General features: G+C 71.6%; 17 protein-coding genes and 2 pseudogenes. 8 read left to right on the forward strand and 11 right to left on the reverse strand.

Annotated features, from left to right (window positions below):
* Nucleotides 1-123: 123 nt before the first annotated feature.
* The 6 genes from efeB to QMK24_RS20775 all read right to left on the reverse strand — a co-directional run bounded on the left by efeB (nucleotide 124) and on the right by QMK24_RS20775 (nucleotide 7218).
* Entirely contained in the window at nucleotides 124-1368 is a 1245-nt protein-coding gene (gene efeB, locus QMK24_RS20750) for an iron uptake transporter deferrochelatase/peroxidase subunit (RefSeq protein ID WP_283467969.1), read from the reverse strand.
* Complete coding sequence (locus QMK24_RS20755) at nucleotides 1365-2576, reverse strand: EfeM/EfeO family lipoprotein (RefSeq protein ID WP_283468059.1); 1212 nt, start codon at nucleotides 2574-2576, stop codon at nucleotides 1365-1367. The genes efeB and QMK24_RS20755 overlap by 4 nt, the downstream gene beginning before the upstream one ends.
* Before the next feature lie 354 nt (nucleotides 2577-2930).
* Nucleotides 2931-3773: a hypothetical protein gene (locus QMK24_RS20760; protein ID WP_283467970.1), complete on the reverse strand. Its 843-nt coding sequence runs from the start codon at nucleotides 3771-3773 to the stop codon at nucleotides 2931-2933.
* Nucleotides 3773-5050 (reverse strand): VWA domain-containing protein, encoded by a 1278-nt coding sequence (locus tag QMK24_RS20765; protein WP_283467971.1) that lies wholly within the window; start codon nucleotides 5048-5050, stop codon nucleotides 3773-3775. Before QMK24_RS20765 ends, QMK24_RS20760 begins: the two co-directional genes overlap by 1 nt.
* A gap of 132 nt (nucleotides 5051-5182) precedes the next feature.
* Complete coding sequence (locus QMK24_RS20770; protein ID WP_283467972.1) at nucleotides 5183-5623, reverse strand: GNAT family N-acetyltransferase; 441 nt, start codon at nucleotides 5621-5623, stop codon at nucleotides 5183-5185.
* A complete protein-coding gene (locus tag QMK24_RS20775) occupies nucleotides 5620-7218 on the reverse strand; it encodes a fatty acyl-CoA synthetase (protein ID WP_283467974.1) in 1599 nt (532 codons plus the stop codon). Before QMK24_RS20775 ends, QMK24_RS20770 begins: the two co-directional genes overlap by 4 nt.
* A gap of 224 nt (nucleotides 7219-7442) precedes the next feature.
* Between QMK24_RS20775 and paaK the strand changes: the two genes are divergently transcribed.
* Together paaK and QMK24_RS20785 are read left to right on the forward strand one after the other, a co-directional pair.
* Nucleotides 7443-8777 carry a phenylacetate--CoA ligase PaaK gene (gene paaK / locus QMK24_RS20780; protein WP_283467975.1) on the forward strand — a complete coding sequence of 445 codons (1335 nt, stop codon included), beginning with the start codon at nucleotides 7443-7445 and terminating at the stop codon, nucleotides 8775-8777.
* A gap of 120 nt (nucleotides 8778-8897) precedes the next feature.
* Nucleotides 8898-9116 (forward strand): annotated as a pseudogene (locus tag QMK24_RS20785) (hotdog domain-containing protein); the annotation flags it as partial.
* Between the two features lie 47 nt (nucleotides 9117-9163).
* Here the strand turns inward: QMK24_RS20785 and QMK24_RS20790 are convergent.
* The 4 genes from QMK24_RS20790 to QMK24_RS20805 form a co-directional block, all read right to left on the reverse strand.
* The gene (locus tag QMK24_RS20790) at nucleotides 9164-9604 is read right to left on the reverse strand and encodes a nitroreductase family deazaflavin-dependent oxidoreductase (RefSeq protein ID WP_283467976.1); all 441 of its coding nucleotides are present in this window, start codon (nucleotides 9602-9604) and stop codon (nucleotides 9164-9166) included.
* A 105-nt stretch (nucleotides 9605-9709) separates the two neighbouring features.
* Complete coding sequence (gene pspAB / locus QMK24_RS20795; protein WP_283467978.1) at nucleotides 9710-10258, reverse strand: PspA-associated protein PspAB; 549 nt, start codon at nucleotides 10256-10258, stop codon at nucleotides 9710-9712.
* The gene (gene htpX / locus QMK24_RS20800) at nucleotides 10258-11205 is read right to left on the reverse strand and encodes a zinc metalloprotease HtpX (RefSeq protein WP_283467979.1); all 948 of its coding nucleotides are present in this window, start codon (nucleotides 11203-11205) and stop codon (nucleotides 10258-10260) included. Before htpX ends, pspAB begins: the two co-directional genes overlap by 1 nt.
* Before the next feature lie 180 nt (nucleotides 11206-11385).
* Complete coding sequence (locus tag QMK24_RS20805; RefSeq protein ID WP_283467980.1) at nucleotides 11386-12339, reverse strand: quinone oxidoreductase family protein; 954 nt, start codon at nucleotides 12337-12339, stop codon at nucleotides 11386-11388.
* A gap of 197 nt (nucleotides 12340-12536) precedes the next feature.
* On the opposite strand from QMK24_RS20805, the gene QMK24_RS20810 reads away from it, so the two are divergent.
* Nucleotides 12537-13622: a hypothetical protein gene (locus QMK24_RS20810; protein ID WP_283467981.1), complete on the forward strand. Its 1086-nt coding sequence runs from the start codon at nucleotides 12537-12539 to the stop codon at nucleotides 13620-13622.
* 60 nt (nucleotides 13623-13682) lie between these two features.
* Here QMK24_RS20810 and QMK24_RS20815 read toward each other — a convergent pair whose 3' ends face one another.
* The gene (locus QMK24_RS20815) at nucleotides 13683-14843 is read right to left on the reverse strand and encodes a citrate synthase/methylcitrate synthase (RefSeq protein WP_283467982.1); all 1161 of its coding nucleotides are present in this window, start codon (nucleotides 14841-14843) and stop codon (nucleotides 13683-13685) included.
* Nucleotides 14844-14931: 88 nt separating this feature from the next.
* Between QMK24_RS20815 and QMK24_RS20820 the strand changes: the two genes are divergently transcribed.
* The 5 genes and pseudogenes from QMK24_RS20820 to QMK24_RS20835 all read left to right on the forward strand — a co-directional run bounded on the left by QMK24_RS20820 (nucleotide 14932) and on the right by QMK24_RS20835 (nucleotide 20000).
* Nucleotides 14932-16251, forward strand: a complete 1320-nt coding sequence (locus tag QMK24_RS20820) for a citrate synthase (protein ID WP_283467983.1) — start codon at nucleotides 14932-14934, stop codon at nucleotides 16249-16251.
* A 330-nt stretch (nucleotides 16252-16581) separates the two neighbouring features.
* Entirely contained in the window at nucleotides 16582-18069 is a 1488-nt protein-coding gene (locus QMK24_RS20825) for a radical SAM/SPASM domain-containing protein (RefSeq protein ID WP_283467984.1), read from the forward strand.
* Entirely contained in the window at nucleotides 18066-19262 is a 1197-nt protein-coding gene (locus tag QMK24_RS20830) for an MFS transporter (RefSeq protein ID WP_283467986.1), read from the forward strand. The genes QMK24_RS20825 and QMK24_RS20830 overlap by 4 nt, the downstream gene beginning before the upstream one ends.
* A pseudogene (locus QMK24_RS41870) lies at nucleotides 19259-19582 on the forward strand (SDR family NAD(P)-dependent oxidoreductase); the annotation flags it as partial. The gene QMK24_RS20830 and the pseudogene QMK24_RS41870, both read left to right, overlap by 4 nt.
* A gap of 25 nt (nucleotides 19583-19607) precedes the next feature.
* Nucleotides 19608-20000 carry an SDR family NAD(P)-dependent oxidoreductase gene (locus tag QMK24_RS20835; protein WP_283468061.1) on the forward strand — a complete coding sequence of 131 codons (393 nt, stop codon included), beginning with the start codon at nucleotides 19608-19610 and terminating at the stop codon, nucleotides 19998-20000.
* Nucleotides 20001-20004 lie beyond the last annotated feature (4 nt).

Consider the following 20004-nt stretch of genomic DNA (forward strand, 5'->3'; position numbering starts at 1 on the left):
CCTGTGGCTGCTTCTTCTCGACCGGCTCGACCTCGAACAGCCCATCCCCACCACTCATACCGACATCATCCCGCATGAATGATCACGAACCACAGGCGGGTTGCCAGTTACTGACCCACGCTCCTAGGTGAGCAGGGCTCTGCCCAGCCAGTCGGTGCGGTCCCGGACTCCGGGCAGCGCGAAGAAGTAGCCGCCGCCGAACGGCTTGACGTAGTCCACCAGCGGCTCGCCCGCCAGGCGCTTCTGCACCGTCTCGAACTGCCGGACCAGGTCCTGCTGGTAGCAGGAGAAGATCAGGCCCATGTCGAGGTTGCCGTTGACGTCCATCCCCCGGTCGTAGTTGTAGCCGCGGCGCAGGATGCGCTGCCCTGCGGTCTGCGGTGTGCGGGGGTTGGCGAGGCGGATGTGGCTGTCCAGCGGAATCACATCGCCCTTCGGGTCCTGCGCGTACTTCGGGGCGTCGAACTCGCCGGTGCCGTCCAGCGGCGCGCCGGTATCCCGGCCGCGCCCGAACATCCGCTCCTGCTCGGTGATCGAGACCCGGTCCCAGAACTCCACGAGCATCCGGATCAGCCGTACCACCTGGTAGGTGCCGCCGGCCGTCCACTGCGGCTCTGCGCCCGCGCCCACCCAGAGCAGCCCGTCCATCGCGGCCGCGTCACCGGTGTCCGGGTTGGCGGTGCCGTCCTTGAACCCCAGGTGATTGCGGGGTGTTCCGCTGGGGCGGGGCGGGCTGGTGAAGCCGTCCATCCGCCAGCGCACCTGCATGCCGCCGCGGGTGTGACGGGCGATGTCGCGCAGGGCGTGCAGCACGACGTCGGGGCTGTCGGCGCAGAGCTGGAGGCTCAGGTCGCCGTGGCACCACGCCGCGTCCAGGTCGTCGTCGGGGAAGGACGGCATGGCGCCGAGCCGCAGCGGCCTGCGGCTCTTCAGTCCGAAACGGTCGTCGAAGAGAGAGGCTCCGACGCCGGCCGTGACCGTCAGCCCGCCCGGCGGAACCTCTGGTCCGAGCACCCCGGAATCGGTCGGCGGCGCGGTGATCCCGACCGGCGGCGGGGTGCCGCCGGTGGCCAGGAAGCGCGCCCGGTCGGTGAGCGTGCGCAGCAGCTCCACCAGTTCCCTGCGGCCGTCGGCGGTCACGTCGAAGGACATGAACGCGGCGGCGCGCCGCGGGGGCTGGAGGATCCCAGCCTGGTGCACTCCATGGAATTCCGTACGCGGGACAGCGGCGCCGTCGGCCGCGCCGGACTGCGGGGCCGCGCTGTGCTCCGCGCCGTGGTCCGCGCCCACCAGACCGGCTCCGGCCACCGCCGACCCGATGCCCACGGCCGCACCGCGCAGGAATCCGCGCCGCCGCACCTCACTCATGCCGTCCTCCGTACATCGCAGATGGCCGCCACCGGGGCCAGCCGTTCCACCGCCTCGCTGACGTCGGCGTTCAGCCGCTCCCGGTCCGCGCGCGCCAGACCGCTCAGCGGCGTCCAGCCGCCCTCCCGGTCGAAGCCGTCCAGGGTGTGCTGGGTGCGGTCCAGCCAGGAGTCCAGTTGCGGCAACTCCGGGTAGCGGGTGGTCAGCAGCGGCCGCAGCCGGCCGAGCAGCTCACGGGTGCCGTCGAGATTGGCGCGGGCGGTGGCCAAGTTGCTGCCGCTGCCGTAGTCGGTGCGCCCGGTCAGTTCCAACTGCACGGTGTTCTCCAGGATCTCGTGCGCCCGCAGCCCCAGGTCCGCCGGATCCATCCGCGCCTGCGGCCAGCCGTCGCGCAGCGTGTGCACGGCCTGCGCGAGACGGTCCGCCGGCCCGCGCAGCGAGGCGGCGGACTCCCCGTGCCACAGCCCGTACTCCACCCGGTGAAATCCTTCGAACCGCGGGTCGGCGCTGCCGCCGGGCAGGCCCGCGGTGGTTCCGTTGATCGCCGCGTCCGCGTCCCCGAAGGTGCCGTAGGCGGCGCCCATCCCCTCGTACACCAGATGCGCGGGCAGCCACGCTGCTCTCGCGGACGCCAGGTCGCCGCTGTCGACTGCTTCCTTCAACACATCGGTCTTCTGGGCCAGTTCGATGGTCCTGGCTTGGATCCACTGCTGGTAGGCGAGCGCCGGAGGGATGAGATCGTGCTGGGTCACGGGCACCGCGGCCGGGCCGCCGGCCGCCGGTGCGCCGCTCACCCGGACCGTGGGTCCGGTCACGGCATCGGCATCGTCAGGCAGGCATTTGAACGCATACGCCCCGGTTCCCAGCGCCACCCGCATCGGCCGGGATGTGCCTGGCGCAAGCCCCTCCACCTCGCCGTAGACCGCCCCGGTGCCCGGATCCAGAAGATCAACCTCGGCGGCGGAGCTGGACGTATTGCGCAGATCGAAAACCTGGGTGCCGGGCCGCGGGCTCAGCCAGCCGCGTCCGCAGCCGCTCGGTGAGACCTCCACGGAGGTGTGCCGCAGGCCATCGGCCGCTTGCGGTGCCGGGGGTTTCCCCGCTTGCGGGCCGCCCCGGGATCCTGACGACAGAACGATCCCCACGATCAGCGCGCCCGCGACACCGAGCACGCCTCCCGCCACCCACAACCGCCGACGGCGTCCCAGCCATGGCGGACGGCCGGGGGCACCGGCGTGCTCACCGGGCGTGTCGGCGTCCTGGCCGGAATCGGAGACTGAGCTGGACACACCGGGCCTCCAATACTGTCGGGAGCGGGCGGGCGGCGCCGTTCATGCTAAGCATCCCGGCTGACGCGAAGGGCCGCCCGGGTCCCCCGTGAACCAGATTTCCCCGGCAGTTCACCACTCGGACACCCCGTCCGCGCCGATCGTCCTGGCCGGTGGAAGCCACGGCCGGGCGATGCGCCGAAGGCGAAGACCTCTGATGCGGTGTGCTTCTCAGTTCCACCGCATGGAGGTCTTCGCCTTGTCACGACCGACGTCCGTTGACGACGCCGGCTGTCACCGCGCCTGGGCTGCCGCCCTGCGCGGCAGGCGCGGTCCCCGGGTGAGGGTGTAGCCGCCGATCGCCGCGAGCGCGCCGAGCACACCGCCGCCCGCGGTCCACAGCCAGCGGTCGGACCACCAGCCGGCCGTCCAGCCGCCGTCCGGGGCGGCCAGTACGCCGGACTGCCCCGCGGGGGTCAGCGGGGCAGCCAGTTCGCCGCCCTCGGAGTGCGCTCCGCCCGCGTCCTTGGCCGTCGCGACGACCTCGGTCTTGAACGGCAGCCCGAGATCCTGCGCGGGCAGATCGACGACGGTCAGCCGTACGTAGTACGCGCCCGGCAACGGGTCGTTGGACCTGCTGTCGGCGATGGGCCGCACCGTGCGCAGAGTGCAGGTGAGGGTGACGGACGGGCCCGAGTCCGGGCTCCGTGCGGTCCTGTCCCCCGCGACGCACGGCTGGCGGCGGCGCAGCCCGTCGTAGACGTCGAGCTGCCAGGTCTCCGCGCCGTGCCGGGTGGCCTGGTCCGGCAGGGTCACGGTCGCCTTGGCCGTTGCCGTCTGTCCGGCGGCGGCCGGGAACATCCAGTAGAGGTAGTCGCCGGTGGAGGCGGCGGCCGTGGCCGGCTGTCCCTGTTTGATCGCGGTGGCGGTACGGAAGGCGGTACCGGCCTCGGTCGGCGCGGCGCTCTCGCTCGATCCGGGACTCGGAGTGGGACTCGGGGTGGAAGTGTCGGCCAGCGCGGTCGCGGCGGGCCCGAGCAGGGCCGCCCCGGTGAGCAGCGCGGCGGTCACCATACGAGTCGTCATGCGGGTCGTCGCGCAGGTCGCCTCAGGCGTCTTCAGACGTGTCGTACGCATCAGTTGGTCCTCCAGACGGCGACGCGCCAGCGGGCCAGCCAGCCCCAGATCAGTCCCGCGAGCAGACCCGTACCTGCCAGGACGCCGAGCAGCACCCAGCCGCGCCCCAGGCCGAACGCGGCGACATCGCCGGGCTCATCGGGGGCGTCGACCAGATCGAGCGTCAGCTCGACGGGCAGACCCGGGGAGCGTTTGACGGCGTCGGGCGCCGAGAAGGAGTTGCTGACCTCCAGGCACACGGTGTGCGGCGGCAGCGCCGCGTCACCCGAGCTCGTGTCCTTCGCCGGGTACACGTAGCGCAGGCCCGAGGACATCACATCGGTCCGGCCGCTGCCCGCGTCCGAACCCCTGACCAGTTCCTGGCCCTCGCCGCTCACCGCCCGCACCAGCACGCCGTAGTCCGCGTTCACGGCCCGGTCGGCGCCGACGCTGACGGTGGCGCGCAGCTCCTGGCCGTCGGTGACGGCGACCTTGTAGTAACGGTGCTGCCCGAACTCCTCGCGGTCGGTGTAGACGCCCGGGGTGATACCCGCCGCGTCCCCGCACCGGTCCGCACCCTGGACCGCCTTCGGGACGATCGGCGGGGCCTGCGCCGCACGCCGCACGAGCTGCTTGATCCGGGAGGAGAGCTGGTCGGTGTGCTGCACGGAGGTGTAGGTGCCGCCGGTGGCCTCGGCGATGCAGCTGAGCTGCTTGCGGATCTTGTCGTCGGCTACCAGGCCGAGGGTGTCGACCACCAGATGGGTGCCCTGCGCGGCGAGTTCACGCGCCACGTCACACGGGTCCGGCTGCCCGCAGGAGTCTTCGCCGTCGGTGATGAGCACGATCCTGCGGGTGGCGGCGCCACCCGCCAGGTCCTGGGCGGCGCCGCGCAGCGCCAGCCCGATCGGGGTCCACCCGGTGGGGCGCAGCGTGGCGACGGCCGCCTTGGCCTCGGTCCTGTTCACCGGGCCCACGGGGTACAGCTGCTTGCTGTCCGCGCAGCCGATCTTCTTGTCCGTTCCGGGGTAGGTGGCCCCCAAGGTTCGTATGCCGAGCCGGACATCGTCCGGCACCGCGTCCAGCACCTCGTTGAACGCCTGCTGCGCCGCGGCCATCCGCGACTGCCCGTCCACGTCCCGGGCACGCATCGATCCGCTGACATCCAGGACCAGTTCGACCTTGGGTGGTTCCTGTGCCGCGGGCTCGTCCGCGGCGGCGCTCGCCGGGAACAGACCGGCGGCGAGAGTAGCGGCCAGGCCGCACAGGCCGGCCGCCAGCCGTCTTTTGGTGATCATCCGGGGAGCCTAGTGATCCCCAACCGAACCGGGAAATCGGCCCCTTGAGCCGCCTCGCGGACGGCCGCCGCTGTCCCCAGTAGACCCGTTACGTGCAGGTTCGCGACCGGTCGGCCGGACCACCGGCCGGATTCAGAGGGCCAACTTGAAGCCGTCGTGGCTGCGGACGAAGCCGAGCGAGTCGTAGAAGCGGAGTGCGTCGGTGCGCCGTTTGTTGCTGGTGAGCTGGACGAGGGTGCAACCGCGGCGACGGGCGCGGTCGATGGCGTGGGTGAGCAGCGCGCGGCCGAGGCCGGCGTCGCGCCGGTCGGGCCGTACGCGCACACCTTCGATCAGCGCCCGCTCCTGGCCGTGCCGGCCGAGGCCCGGGATGTAGGTGAGCTGGAGGCAGCCGAGCACGGTGCCGGCGCCGTCGTCCAGGACGACCAGCTCGTTGCGCTCGTCGCTGTCCACCGCGTCGAAGGCGCGGCTGTACGCCTCGTCGACCCCGCCCACGGCGGTGACACCGGCCTCTTCCGTCAGGAGGGCGATGATGGCGGGCAGGTCGTGGCGCGTCGCGGTGCGGAAGATCATGTACCGATCTTCTCATCGGGGGTCCCGGGCCCCTGGGCGAAGCGGTCGCGCAGCTCGCGCTTGAGGATCTTGCCGCTCGCGTTGCGCGGCAGCTCGTCGATGAGCAGCACCCGCTTGGGCGCCTTGAAGTGGACGAGTTTCCCGCGCGCGTAGTCCATCAGTTCGTCCTCGGTGACCTCGCCGCGCGGCACGACGACCGCGGTGATCGCCTCGATCCAGCGGTCGTCGGGCAGCCCCACGACGGCGACCTCGGCGACGGCCGGATGCTCGTACAGGACGTCCTCGACCTGGCGCGAGGCGACCAGCACACCGCCGGAGTTGATGACGTCCTTCACCCGGTCGACGACGGTGAGGTAGCCCTCGGTATCGCGCACGGCGAGGTCCCCGGAGTGGAACCAGCCGTCGCGGAAGGCCTCCGCCGTCTCCTGCGGCTTGTCCCAGTAGCCCTCGCACAGCTGTGGGGAGCGGTAGACGACCTCGCCCGGCGTGCCGTCGGGTACGTCCCTGCCCGCCTCATCGACGACCCTGGCCTCGACGAACAGCACCGGGCGGCCGCAGGAGTCCAGCCGCCCCTCGTGCTCGTCCGGGCCGAGGACGGTGGCGAGCGGGCCGATCTCGCTCTGCCCGAAGCAGTTGTAGAAGGCCAGGTGCGGCAGCCGGGCGCGCAGCCGCTCCAGGACCGGTACGGGCATGATCGAGGCGCCGTAGTAGGCCTTGCGCAGCCCGCTCAGATCGCGGGTGGCGAACTGCGGGTGATTGGCGAGGCCGATCCAGACGGTGGGCGGCGCGAAGAGGCTGTCCGCCTTTCCCGCCTCGACGAGGTCGAAGACCGTCTCCGGATCGGGTCCCGGAATGATGGTGTTCTCCGCGCCGGCCATCAGGTACGGCAGCAGGAAGACATGCATCTGCGCTGAGTGGTAAAGCGGCAGGGAGTGCACCGGCCGGTCGGTCTCCCGCAGACCGAGCGCGATGACGGCGCTGACGTACTCGTGGACGAGCGCGCGGTGCGTCATCATCGCGCCCTTGGGCAGGGCGGTGGTACCGGAGGTGTAGAGGAGCTGCACGAGGTCCTCGGCGCCGACCGCCGGCGCGTCGTTCCCGGGCGCATCGTCCTCCGGCGCTTCGAGCGCGGGCGCGGGCGCGGCAGGCGCGGGCGCGGCAGGCGCGGGCGCGGCGGGCGGCAGCAGTGCGAGCAGCGACTGCTCGTCGTCCCGGAGCGCGAGGGTCCGTACGTCCTCGGGGAGCCGTTCGCACAGCTGCGGGTCGCTGAGCACCAGGGCGCTGCCGGACTGGCGGATCAGATAGGCCAGGTCCTCGCCCTCCAGATGGTGGTTGACCGGCACATGGACCAGCCCGGCACGCGCGCAGCCGAGGAACGCGATCAGGTAGGCGTCGGAGTTGTGGCCGTACGCGGCGACCCGCTCGCCCGCCCGCAGCCCGGTTTTCAGGAGAACGGCGGCCGCCGCGGAGACAGCCTCGTCGAGTTCCCGGTAGGTCCAGGTCCGGTCCCCGAACCGGACCGCCACCCGGTCCGGCACCCGCCGGGCGCTGCGCCGCAGCACCCCGTCGACCGTGTCGCTGTGCACCGCGATCATGACGCCTCCCCGTTTTCCGGACCTGCCCGGGCCACCTTCGGACGGCGCGGGCGCCCAGGTCAAGCGTTGCCAACCGGTGCGCGCGCCGGTCCGGCCGTGCGGTGCGCGTCCGTCCCGCCGCACGGTGCGCACGGCGGTTCGAGGAACTCCGGGGAATCGCGGAAGGAGACCCGGATCGCCGCGTATCCCTTGACCTGCGATACGGATCCTGATTACTTGGCCCCGTGACGACAGTACCGAACGATCGGTCGGGAGCGGACGGCACCCTCCTCGACGCCGCGGAGCAGCTGAGCGGTGCGGAGCTGCGGGATCTGCAGCTGCGGCGATTGCGGGCCACCCTGCGGCACGCGTACGACAACGTCGCCTTCTACCGGAACTCGTTCGACGCGGCCGGGGTGGGCCCCGAGGACTGCCGCACCCTCGCCGACCTCGCCCGGTTCCCCTTCACCACCAAGGCCGATCTGCGGGACAACTACCCGTTCGGTATGTTCGCCGTGCCCGGGACGGACATCCGCCGCATCCACGCCTCCAGCGGCACCACCGGTCTGCCGACCGTCGTGGGATACACGGGCAACGACCTGGACATGTGGGCGGACATGGTCGCCCGGTCCATCCGCGCGGCCGGTGGCCGGCCCGGCCAGAAGATCCATATCGCCTACGGATACGGCCTGTTCACCGGCGGGCTCGGCGCCCACTACGGGGCGGAGCGCCTGGGCTGCACCGTCATCCCCGCGTCCGGTGGCATGACGGCGCGCCAGGTACAGATCATCCAGGACTTCCGGCCCGACATCATCATGGTCACCCCCTCCTACATGCTCACCCTGCTGGACGAGTTCGAGCGACAGGGCATCGACCCGCGTTCGACGTCACTGCGGACCGGCATCTTCGGGGCCGAGCCGTGGACCGAGGAGATGCGGCGCGAGATCGAGGAGCGGCTGGACATCGACGCGGTCGACATATACGGGCTGAGCGAGGTCATCGGCCCCGGCGTGGCGCAGGAGTGCGTCGAGACCAAGGACGGGCTGCACATCTGGGAGGACCACTTCTTCCCCGAGGTCGTCGACCCGCTCACCGACCAGGTGATGGCGCAGGGCGAGAGCGGTGAGCTGGTCTTCACCTCGCTCACCAAGGAGGCGATGCCGGTCATCCGCTACCGCACCCGCGACCTCACCCGGCTGCTGCCCGGCACGGCCCGGCCCGCCTTCCGCCGGATGGAGAAGGTCACGGGCCGCTGCGACGACATGATCATCCTGCGCGGGGTGAACCTCTTTCCCACCGCGATCGAGGAGATCGTGCTGCGCACGCCCGGCGTGGCACCGCACTTCCAGCTCCGCCTCACCCGTGAGGGCCGCCTCGACCGGCTCACGGTGCGGGCCGAGGCGCGGCCCGGCGCGAGTACGGAGCTGCGGGCGGCGGCCGCCATCGCCATCGCGCAGGGGGTCAAGGACGGGGTGGGGGTGACGGTGGAGGTGGCCGTCGTCGACCCGGAGACCCTGGAGCGGTCGGTCGGGAAGATCAAGCGCGTCATCGACGAACGGGAGCCGCGGCAGGGCGCGTAGCCGGCGAACGCCAGCGCACCAGAAGGGGCTTGAGGCCGTTCTGGAAGTTGGACGCCAGCCGCACCGGCGCACCGGCCGGCTCCAGGCCGGGCAGGCGGTTCATCGCCTGGCGCAGCATAGGTGATCGCGGTGTCGGCGGCGCGCGGCGGCTACGGCCCGATGACGACCGTCCAGCAGTCGACGACCTTTCAGCAGGCCGTGCTGGACACGGACGTCCTGATCACCGCCAGGGTGACCAAGCTGGGCCGGCGCCTGGCCTTCATCGACATCACGCTGGCCGCCGAAGGCAGCGAAGAGGTGGTGGCGCAGGCCACCACCGTCTACGCCTTCCCCGGCTGAGGTCACTGCACAGCCAGGGCTGAGGTCACGTCAGAGCTGAGGTCACATCAGATACGGCTGAGCCGCACGACCGGGATGTCCCGTTCCGTCTTCTTCTGGTAGTCCGCGTACGGCGCGAACACGTCGACCAGGTGCGGCCAGACGCGAGCCTTGTCCTCCACGGAGAGGGTCTCGGCGCGGGCGGCGAACCGCTCGGTGTTCACCCGCACGTGAACCTCGGGGTTGTCCTGCAGACTCAGGTACCAGAGCGGGTGGTGGTCGGCGCCGCCGTACGAGGCGACGACCAGGTAGTCGTCACCGTCGCGCCCGTAGATGAGCACCGTACGGTGCCACTTGTCGCTGCGCCGTCCCACGTAGTCCAGGAGCAGGCAGGGCGAACCGTTCATGCTGGTGCCCTTGGTGCCCCCGGACTCCTCGTAGATCCGCGCCTGTTTGGCCACCCAGTCCGTCGGGCTGATCTCCACTGCCGCGTCGTCGTACTCGGTCACGTCTGCCTCCAGGTCATCCTTAGATGTGATCTCCAGCCTAGGCCGGTGAGGCGGCAGGCAAGGGACCGGATCCGGCCGGTGGTCGTGAGCGCCTCGGCACGCCGCTCACAGACCCGGTGCACCCCACACCGGGAACCAGCGCGAGAGGTCCTGTTCGATCCGCAGGTCGTCCGTGACCAGCGCCCGGACCTGCAGTTCCAGCGGGTTGTCGCGCTTCTCCCCCGGCAGCGGCGCGAACGGGTAGAAGGCGCCGCGCTTGTAGAGGTACACCAGCGCCAGCGGGCGCTGGGCCGCGTCCCGGAAGCCGATGAGGGAGCACAGGAGTTGGGGGCCGAAGCCCTGGCCCTCCAGACCCGCGTTGATCGCGTGCAGGTCGGTGACGAGGGCGGGGATGTCGTCGGGCTCGTGCCGGGACAGCAGCCAGGTGTAGCCGTACGCGTCCTGGCTCGGTTCCGTTGCCACCAGGGCCTTGATGTCCTGCTGCGCCTCGGCGAAGGCGCCGCCCTCGACCGAGGCGAAACACACCGACCCCAGTCCGGTGGGCCGGAAGCCGGCCGTCTGCAGAGTGATCGCCGCGGACGGCAGGCCGAAGAGCTGATCGAGGTCCGGCTTGACGGGTTTGCTGCGGCCCAGCAGGACGTCCAGCAGGCCCATCAGCCGCGGCCCAGTTCGACGGAGATCCGGCCGAGCTGTTCGAGGCGCTGGTCCAGGGTGGGGTGGCTCGACAGCAAGCGCGACATCCACTGCCGGGAGTTCGTCCCCGAGTCCGTCCCTGAGGTCTGCCGGGTGCTCCGCTGGGGGGCGATCGCCGGGGCGAAGTAGAAGGCGTTGAAGGCCCCGGCCTTGCGCAGGTCCTTGGTCGGGATGGCCGCCATCTCGCCCGTCACCTTGGTGAGCGCGGAGGCCAGCGCGGACGGGCGGCCGGTGAGCAGGGCGGCGGACCGGTCGGCGGACAGTTCGCGGTAGCGCGACAGCATCCGCGTGAGCAGGAAGCTGATCACGTAGACGACGGCGCTGACCAGCGGGATGAGGACGGCGATCGCGGCGGTGCCGGGACCCCGGACCCGCCGGAAGCCGCCCCACAGGCCGATCCGGGTGATCACTCCGGCCAGGACGCCGAGGAAGGAGGCGATGGTCATCACCGCGACGTCCTTGTGCGCCACATGCGACAGCTCATGGGCGATGACGCCCTCCAGCTCATCCGGCTCCAGCCGTCGCAGCAGTCCGGTGGTGGCGCACACCACCGAGTTCTTGCGGTTGCGGCCGGTGGCGAAGGCATTGGGGACATCGCTGTCGGCGACCGCCACCCGGGGCTTGGGCATGTCGGCCAGCGCGCAGATCCGGTCCACGACGCCGTGCAGCTCCGGCGCCTGCTCGGGGGTGACCTCGCGGGCGCCCATGCTGAACGCCGCGATCCGGTCGCTGAACCAGAACTGGGCGATGAACAGGCCGCCGGCGATCACCAGGATCAGCGGCCAGGATCCGCGCAGGAGCGCCAGCAGCGCGCCCACGAAGACCACATACAGCAGCCCGATCAGGAACATCGTGATGGTCATGCGGGTGGTCAGTCCTCGGTCGGAGGCGAATCGGCTCTGGTCCATGGCCGCTCCCGGGATGTGCGGGGCGCGGGTCGCATGCCGCGGCCCGTCGTACTCCGTTGTTGATTGTGCCTCCTGTACAACGGATACGACGTGCCTGGGGTTTCCGGATCGGCGGGTCGTTCTGCACTTCCTTGAGCGGAACACCGAGCGGGGCGTCCGGTGGGGCAGCCGGCGCGGCGTTCAGCGGGTCATGTCGAGGATCAGTTTGCCGTGGGTGCGCCGCGAGCGGAGGTCCTGATGGGCGCGGGCGGCGTCGGCGAGCGGGTACACGCCGCCGACCTGGGGCTTGAGCCGTCCGTCGGCGGTCATCGCGAGCAGCTCGGCCATCGGTTCGCGGTACATGCCCGGACGGCCGAGGCAGTGCATCAGCCAGAAGCCGACGACCGCGCGGGAGCGGCCCATCAACTGGGCGGCCTGGACGGGCGCCGGGGGGACGCGGGAGGCCATGCCGTACGTCACCAGGCGGCCGAAGGGCGCGAGGGCGGCGAGCGAGGCGTCGAAGACCGGACCGCCGGTCATCTCCAGGACGATGTCGACCTTCTTGCCGCCGTTGGCCTCGACGAGCCGGTCCTTCATGCCGTCGGCGTCGGCGTCGACCGCGATGTCCGCGCCCAGTTCCAGGGCGAGTTCCCGCTTGTCCTTGGTGGAGGCGGTGGCGATGACCCGGCCCGCGCCGAAGGACTTGGCGAGCTGCACGGCCAGCGACCCGGTGCCGCCGGCGGCCGCGTGCACCACCACGCTCTCCCCCTCGGCGATCCTGGCCGAGGTGCGCAGCAGGTGCCAGGCGGTCAGACCCTGGACGACGAGGGCGAGTGCCTGACCGTCGCTGACACCCTCGGGGACGTCGTGGGCCAGGTAATCCTGGACGGCGGCGATCTCCGCGTAGCCGCCGTTCTCGGCGAGGGCGACGACGCGGCGGCCATCGGGGGTGCGGCCGACGACCTCGGCGCCCGGAACCAGGGGCAGCGTGGAACGCGAGAGGTAGCTGTCCTCGACCGTGTGGGTGTCGGCGAAGTTGACCCCCGCGGACGACACCTCCACGAGCAGTCGTCCCGGCTGTACCGCGGGCTCCGGCAGTTCCACCTGCCGCAGCACCTCGGGTCCGCCGAATTCGGTGATCTGAATCGCGCGCACCGCGACTCCTTCCGCTCCGTGTTGTCCTGGCGACCTCACGTTAGGCGGTGGAGCGCCGCAGGGGAATGGGTGACCGACCAGTCGGTATGTGATCTGCGCCGCGTGTGGCCAGGACCGATCCGCCACCTCCCCCGCTTACGCTTTCCCGCGAAGCGGGCGAATCCCCCGGTCCGCTCCGGCCTGGAAGGGAACCCGCGTTGCGCGCACTGCTGGGCGTTCTTGGTGTCGTCGTCGTGCTCGGCATCTACTCCTCCGTCCTGCGGACGCTGGTGATACCCCGCGCGAGCCGTTCCGGCTTCACTCAGATCGTCCAGCGGCTGGTCCACCGGCCCTTCCAGCTGGTCGCCGACCAGTTCGGGAGCGCCGAGACGAAGGACCGGGTACTCGCGCCCGCGGCGCCCGTGGCGATCGTGGTCACGCTGATGAGCTGGCTGGTGTGCTTCATGGGCGGCTACGCGCTGCTGGAGGCGGCGGTGAGCGGTCTGGGCCCCCAGGCGTCGCTGTTCGAGGCCGGTTCCTCGCTGTTCACCCTCGGCTTCGCCAGCAGCAACCGCGCGACGCTGACGGCCATCGACTTCTGCGCGGCGGCTACCGGCCCGGTCGTCATCGGTCTGCAGATCGGCTATCTGCCCACGCTCTACGGGGCGTACGCGCGCCGGGAGACCGAGGTGACGATGTTGCAGGCCCGCGCCGGGAGCCCGCCGTGGGGGCCGGAGATCCTGGTGCGGTACGCCCAGGTGGAACTCCTGGACAGCCTCACCGACCTGTTCCGCAACTGGGAGCGGTGGGCCGCCGAGGTGAGCGAGAGCCATACGACCTACCCGGTGCTCATCGCGTTCCGCTCCCCCCGGGCCACTCGCAACTGGCTGGTCGCCCTGCTGTCGGTGATGGACGCCGCCGCCCTGCGGCTGGCACTCAACCCCTCCGGTCCGCAGGCCGAGGTGCGGATGGCGCTGCGCGCCGGCTTCGTCTGCCTGCGCGACATCGCCGACGTCCGCGGCATCCCGTACGACCGCGATCCCCATCCGGACGACCCGCTGCAATTGGACTACGCGGAATACCTGCGGGGCGTCGCGCGCATGGCGGACAAGGGCTATCCGATGGAACGCACCCCGGAGGAGGCCTGGCCGCACTTCCGCGGCTGGCGGGTGAACTACGAGACGCTGGCCTATCGGCTGGCGCGGGACATCGACGCCGTCCCCGCCCCCTGGTCCGGTACGCGCCGCACCACGGTGGCCATCAGCAATCCGGTCACGCCGGTGGACCGCCGACCGGTCGGATGATCCGTCGGCGGCCCCTCCCCCAACCCCGTCGCCGGCTCCTCACCCGACCCGTCGGCCGGTTCAGATCGCCGGGACCGGCCTGGGCGGCGGCGGGCCGGTGTAGCGAGCCGCCGGACGGATGATCTTGCTGTCCTCGGCCTGTTCGAGGATGTTGGCGCTCCAGCCGACGACCCGCGCCGAGGCGAAGGTCGGGGTGAACATCTCGCGCGGCAGCCCGCACAGCTCCATGACCACACCGGCGTAGAACTCCACGTTGGTGTGCAGCTCCCGGCCGGGCTTCAGCTCGGCCAGGATCGCCTCGACCCGCTGCTCGACCTGCATCGCGAAGTCCACGAGCGGTCCGCCGAAGCCCCGCGCGATCTCCTTCAGCATCCGCGAGCGCGGGTCCTCGGTGCGGTAGACGGGGTGCCCGAAGCCCATGATCCGGTCACCGGCCAGGACGCGTTCACGGATCCACGGGTCGATGCGCTCGGGCGTTCCAATGGCGTCCAGGGTGTCCAGCGCGCGGCTGGGGGCGCCGCCGTGCAGCGGTCCGGACAGCGCCCCGATCGCGCCGACCAGGCAGGCGGCCAGGTCCGCTCCGGTGGAGGCGATGACCCGGGCGGTGAAGGTGGAGGCGTTGAACCCGTGGTCGATGGCGGAGATCAGATACCGCTCGATGGCCCGGGCGCGGGCGGGCTCGGGCTCCCGGCCGGTGAGCATGTACAGGTAGTTGGCCGCGTACGGCAGGTCGTCGCGCGGTTCGACGGGCGTCTGCCCCTGGCCGAGCCGGTGCAGAGCGGTCAGCAGCGTCGGCACGATGGCGCTGGCGGCGAGCGCGTCGGCACGGCGCCGGTCGGCGCCGATGTCGTACAGCGGCCGGAAGCCGGCCGAGGCGCCGGCCAGGGACAGGGCGGTGCGCAGTCCGGCGAGGGGTCCGGCGAGCGCGCAGGAGCGGGCGATCGCGGGCAGCGCGTCGCAGACGTCTTCAGGCAGCCGGCGCAGCGCCGCGGTCCGCGTGGTGAAGGCGGCGCGCTCCGCGGCGTCGGGCAGCGAGCCGTGGAACATCAGGTGCCAGACGTCCTCGAAAGTGCGGGTCTGCGCCAGCTCCACGGCCGAGTACTCGCGGTAGTGATAGAAGCCCTCAAGGCCCCGGACGTCGCCCAGCGCGGTGTCGGTGACGACCACTCCCTTGAGTCCGCGGGGTACGTCGATCGGGGCGTTCTGCTCGGTGCCGGGCATGGTTTCCTCCCTTGATGTTGATTCGACTGTCTATGATTGATTCAATCCTTGTCAACGTTGATTGAATCAATATGGATACGGTGTGACCATGGCGGACGACACAGCGAGCGGGAGCAGCAAGCGGCTCAGCACCCGGGAGACCGCGGACCGGCTCGGGGTGAAGCCCGAGACGGTCTACGCGTATGTCAGCCGCGGACTGCTGACGAGCCGGCGCGCTCCCGGCGGCCGCGGCAGCACCTTCGACCTCCGCGAGGTGGACGCGCTCGCCCGCCGTTCCGGGCGCGCCCGGAACGGCGCCGAGAGCACGGCATCCGGAACGGACACGGGCTTCCCCGGCGGCGGCCCGTGGGGCGAAACGTTGTCCGCGCGGACCGGCATCACCCTCATCGACGCCGACCGCTACTACTTCCGCGGCGTCGACGCCTGCGCCCTGGCCGCCCGTTTCGGCTACGAGGAGACCGCCTCCTGGCTGTGGACCGGCGTACTCACGCCCGGCATCCGCTTCACCGCGCCGCACGAGAGCCTCGCCGCCGCGCGCCGGTCTGTGGAGGCGCTGCCCCGGCACAGCGGGCTGGTGGACCGGCTCCGGGCGGCGGTGATCGCGGCGGCCGTCACCGATCCGCTGCGGTTCGACCTCACTGCGCCGACGGTGCTGGCCGCGGCGCCCGCCCTCATCGCCACGCTGGTCCGCGCACTGCCGCTACGAGACCCCGGCGCGCATGCGGGGGCGGATGCGGGCGCGGCCGACGATGCGAGCACGACACTGGCCGGGCTGCTGTGGCCGCGGCTCTCCCGGCACCCCGCCGACCAGGGCTCGCTGCGCGTCCTGGACGCGGCGCTCACCCTGCTCATCGACCATGATCTGGCCGCCTCCACCCTCGCCGCCCGGGTCGCGGCCTCCGCGCGCGCCCATCCGTACGCGGTGGTGTCCGCCGGCCTCGGCGCGGTGGACGGCCCGCTCCACGGAGCCGCCAGCGGCCTCGCGCACCGGCTGCTGACCGATGTTCTCGAGCGCGGCAGCGCGGCAGCGGTCGTCGCCGACCATCTGCGCGAGGGCCGCCGCGTCCCCGGGCTCGGACACCGCCTCTACCCGGGAGAGGACCCGCGTGCGGGCATGCTCTTCGGCCTGCTCGAGGATCTGCCGCAGGCCGCTCCGGCACTGGCCGCGGCCCGCGAGGTGGTGGAGACCACCGCGCGGTACACCCCGCTGCACGCCAACGTCGACCTCGCGCTCGCCGTGCTGTCGGTCTCCGCCGGCATGCCGGCCGAGGCCGGCGAGACGGTGTTCGCCGTGGCCCGCACCGCCGGCTGGATCGCCCACGCGCTGGAGGAGTACCAGGAGCACCCCTTGCGGCTGCGCCCCAGCGGCCACTACACCGGACCCAGGCCGCCCCAGCCGCTGCCGTGACGACCTGCACGTCCACCACATCCCGACCCCCTCTCGGGACTCCTTGGGCACCTTCCCCTCACTTACCCGCCCGAGGGAGTCGAGGAGGTGTATCTCATGTCGGAGAAGAAGATGTCGTCCGCGTCCAGCAAGCCGGAAGAGCTTGAGGAGTCGGAGCAGAGCGAGGAGTCGGTGGAGCCCAACTGGGTTGCCACCTGAGCGAGCGGCACCACCAGGGGCGTGCCCGTACGCCATGGGCGGGCACGCCCGCGCCGAGCCGTTCCGGGGACGGAACGGAAGCCGGCCGGGGAGGACGCGGAACGCAAGCGGGAGGGAAGGGAAGGCCGCCACATGCCGATCGACCTGGCGCCGGACACTCGCATCGGAGTGTCCGACCATCTCCAGCTCGAAGCCGGTGACGGCGCCGCCGCGGGGAAGACTCTGGTGGTCGCCCCCGGCACCGGCGGCTGGACGGTCACCGAGGACGCCGGCGCACTGGCGCTGCTCGCGCATCTCGACGCGAACGGCCCCGCCTCCCTCGCCGACCTGTACGCGCTCGGCGACCCCATCGCCCGGGTCTCCCACGACACCGTCCGGGAGCTCTTCGACCGGGGCCTGCTGGAGGCGGACCACCGGGTGCGCGGCACCTCGGCCACCCGCCCCGCCCCGGGCCTGGAACTGATCTCCCCCAAGGCCGCCCACAACAGCTATCCGGTGCTCGGCATCTTCCATGTGCACAACTGGTGCAATCTGGCGTGCACTTACTGCTACACCATCGAGGAGGGCATCCCCCGGGAGCAGCTCTCCGCCGAGGTGATGTGCAAGGCCGTCGACGAACTCGCCGACATGCCGACCCGGTTCACCAGTTTCGAGTTCCACGGCGGTGAGCCCACCATGGCCATGCCGGCCATCCGTGAGGTCACCGCCCACGCCCAGCAGGTCTACGCACGCGCCGGCAAAAAGGTCCGCTTCTCCATCCAGACCAACGCCTACAACCTGTCCCCGCAGGTGTGCCAGTTCCTCGCCGACAACGACTTCTCGGTCCGCGTCTCGCTGGACGGCATGCCCGGGACGCATGACGAATTCCGGGTGGACCACGCGGGCAAGGGCTCCTACCGGGGCGTCGTCCGCGGCATCCGCAGGCTCCAGGACCTGGGGATCGCGGTGCACGCGGTCTGCGTCGTGCACGCGGGCACCGCGGACCGCATCGTGGAGATGTACGACTCGATGGCCGCGCTGGACGTCGCCAGCGTCCGCTTCCTGCCGGTGTTCACCACCGGCAAGGCCGGGCTCGAGCAGTGGCTCACCGGCGAGCGGTATCTGGCCGCCTACCTCGGAGTGGTCCGGCACGTGGCCCGGCTCGGACGGGCCGGCGCCCCCACCGTGCCGCTGGCCAACCTCACTGCCGGGGAACTGGGTTCGCTGCGCTCCTTCAAGCGCGAGTACATGTGCATGCGCAACCCGTGCCGTGCCGGGGTCAACATGGTCACCGTCGACACCAACGGCGACCTCTACCCCTGCGAGGAGATGGTCGGCAAGCCGGAGTTCGTCATCGGCAACCTGCGCACCGAGACCATCCGCGACGCGCTCGACACCAGCCCCGTGGTGCGGCAGCTGCGCGACCGGCATGTCGAGGAGATCGACGAGTGCGCGAAGTGCACCTGGAAGCAGATGTGCCACGGCGGCTGCGTGCACAAGAGCTACACCCACTTCAAGAGGCTCGACCGGGAATCGGAGCACTGCTCGTACTACAAGGGCGTCTACCGTGAACTGATCTGGCTCGAGGTGAAGGAGCCCGGCAGCTGGGAGGCGCTGAGCCCGTCCGGAGCCCGCCGGTGAACCGCCCCTGGCCCGCCGCGTACGCGCGCCTGCTGGGCGCGCGGCTGCTGCTGCGCAGCTACTTCTTCCTCCCCTACATCGTCCTGTACGCCCGCCAGGTCGGGGTGTCGCTGGGCACCCTCCTGGTCATCGAGGCCGTCTTCGCGCTGCTGATCGTGCTGATGGACCTGCCCGCCGGGCTCTTCGCGGACCGGATCGGGCCCCGGCAGGCGCTGGCGATCGGCGCCGGGATGGAGGGCGCCGCCGCCCTGCTGCTGGGCTGCTGGCCGCACGCGCTGGTCTTCTGGCTCGTGCAGCCGCTGTTCGCGGCGGCCACCGCGCTCACCCAGGGCAGTGACGCGGGTCTGGCGGGCGCCCTGCTGCGCCGTGCCGGGCGCGGCGCGGAATTCGAGTCCGGGGAGCGGCTGTTCCAGGCCGGAGCGCTGGGCTGGAACGCGGTGGTCTTCGCCGCCGCCAGCGCGTTCTCCCTGATCTCCTTGCGCGCCACCTTCGTGGCCAGCGGCATCGTGCTGTGCCTGACCGTCGCGCTGGCCCTCTCGGTCCCCGACGCCCGCAGCGCCACCAATGACGACGAACGGCCGGGCCTGGTCGCGCAGTTGACCGGCGTGGGGCGCGCCGTGCGCGACACGGCCGGGCTGCGCTGGGACCTGACCGCGATGGTGCTGACCGGGACGGCGTTCTCGATCCTGCTCTATCTGACGCCCGTATACGTCGTGGGAGCCGGGATCGACGAGCGGCTGGTCGGTCTCGTCGCCGCCGCCGTGGCGCTGGGCGCGGCGCTGCTGCTGCACACCGCGCCCGACGGCCTGGGGACCGGCACGGTGGTACTGGCCGCCGTCGCCGCGTCCGCCGCCCTCGCCTCGGCCTCCGTGGCACTCGTCCTGGCCGGGATCCTGGTGGTCCAGTGCGCCCAGGGACGGCTGCTGCCCTCCTACCGGGCGCTGGTGCTGCGCGATCTCGCCGACCGAGGCGACGCCACCGCGATGAGCGTGGTCACCACGGCGTCGAGTCTGGGATTCGCCGTACTGGCCCCCTTCCTCGGCATCCTGGTCGCCCGGCTGGAGCCGGACGGGCTGGCACTGGTGTGCGCACTGCTCTTCTCCTGCGCCGGGGCGACGCTGCTGGTCCGGATGCGCACGGCACGGCGGTGGCGGACCGGCGCACCGGCCGGCCGGCAGGAGGGCGCCGTATGAGCGGACGGGAGCCCTGGTCGCTGGCCGGCCGCCGGGTGGTGCTCACCGGGGCCGCGGGAGCGGTCGGCCGGGAGGCGGCCGCCGCCTTCACCGCCGCGGGCGCCGTCGTCGTCGGCGTGGACCGCAACGAGGCGCCGCTGCGGGAGATGCGCGAGGACGGCATCCTCGCCGATCATCTGTGCGGCGATCTGCGCGAGCGGGACGTCCAGGACGCCGCGGCCGAATGCTGCGACGCCGATGTGCTGGTCAACAACGTCGGCGCGGGCGACGCCCGGCCGCTCGCCGACACCGACGACGAGCTGATCGACCGGATGCTCGACATCAACCTCAAGACGGGCGGCGGGTCTGTGCCGCCGCTTCGCACCGCGGATGGCCGCCCGCGGCCGGGGAAAGATCATCAACATCTCCTCGGTGCTGGCTCTGCACCCCGTCCCCACCGTCCCCGCATACGCGGCGGCCAAGGCCGCCCTCATCGGCTACACCCGCAGCGCCGCGCTCGAATACGCGGCATTCGGCGTGCAGATCAATGTGCTGGCTCCCGGCTATCTCGAAGGGCCCAAGAACGCCGCCTACTTCGCCTCCGCGGCGGGCCGGCGCTTCCAGGACCGCTTCATGCCCGACGGCAAGGTGGGACCCACCGACGCGCTCAACGGTCCGCTGCTCTTCCTCGCCTCCGCCATGTCCGACCACGTCACCGGCCACGTGCTCATCGTGGACGGCGGCTACAGCATCTGGTGAGTGC

Source organism: Streptomyces sp. PH10-H1 (assembly GCF_030063355.1).
GTDB lineage: Bacteria > Actinomycetota > Actinomycetes > Streptomycetales > Streptomycetaceae > Actinacidiphila.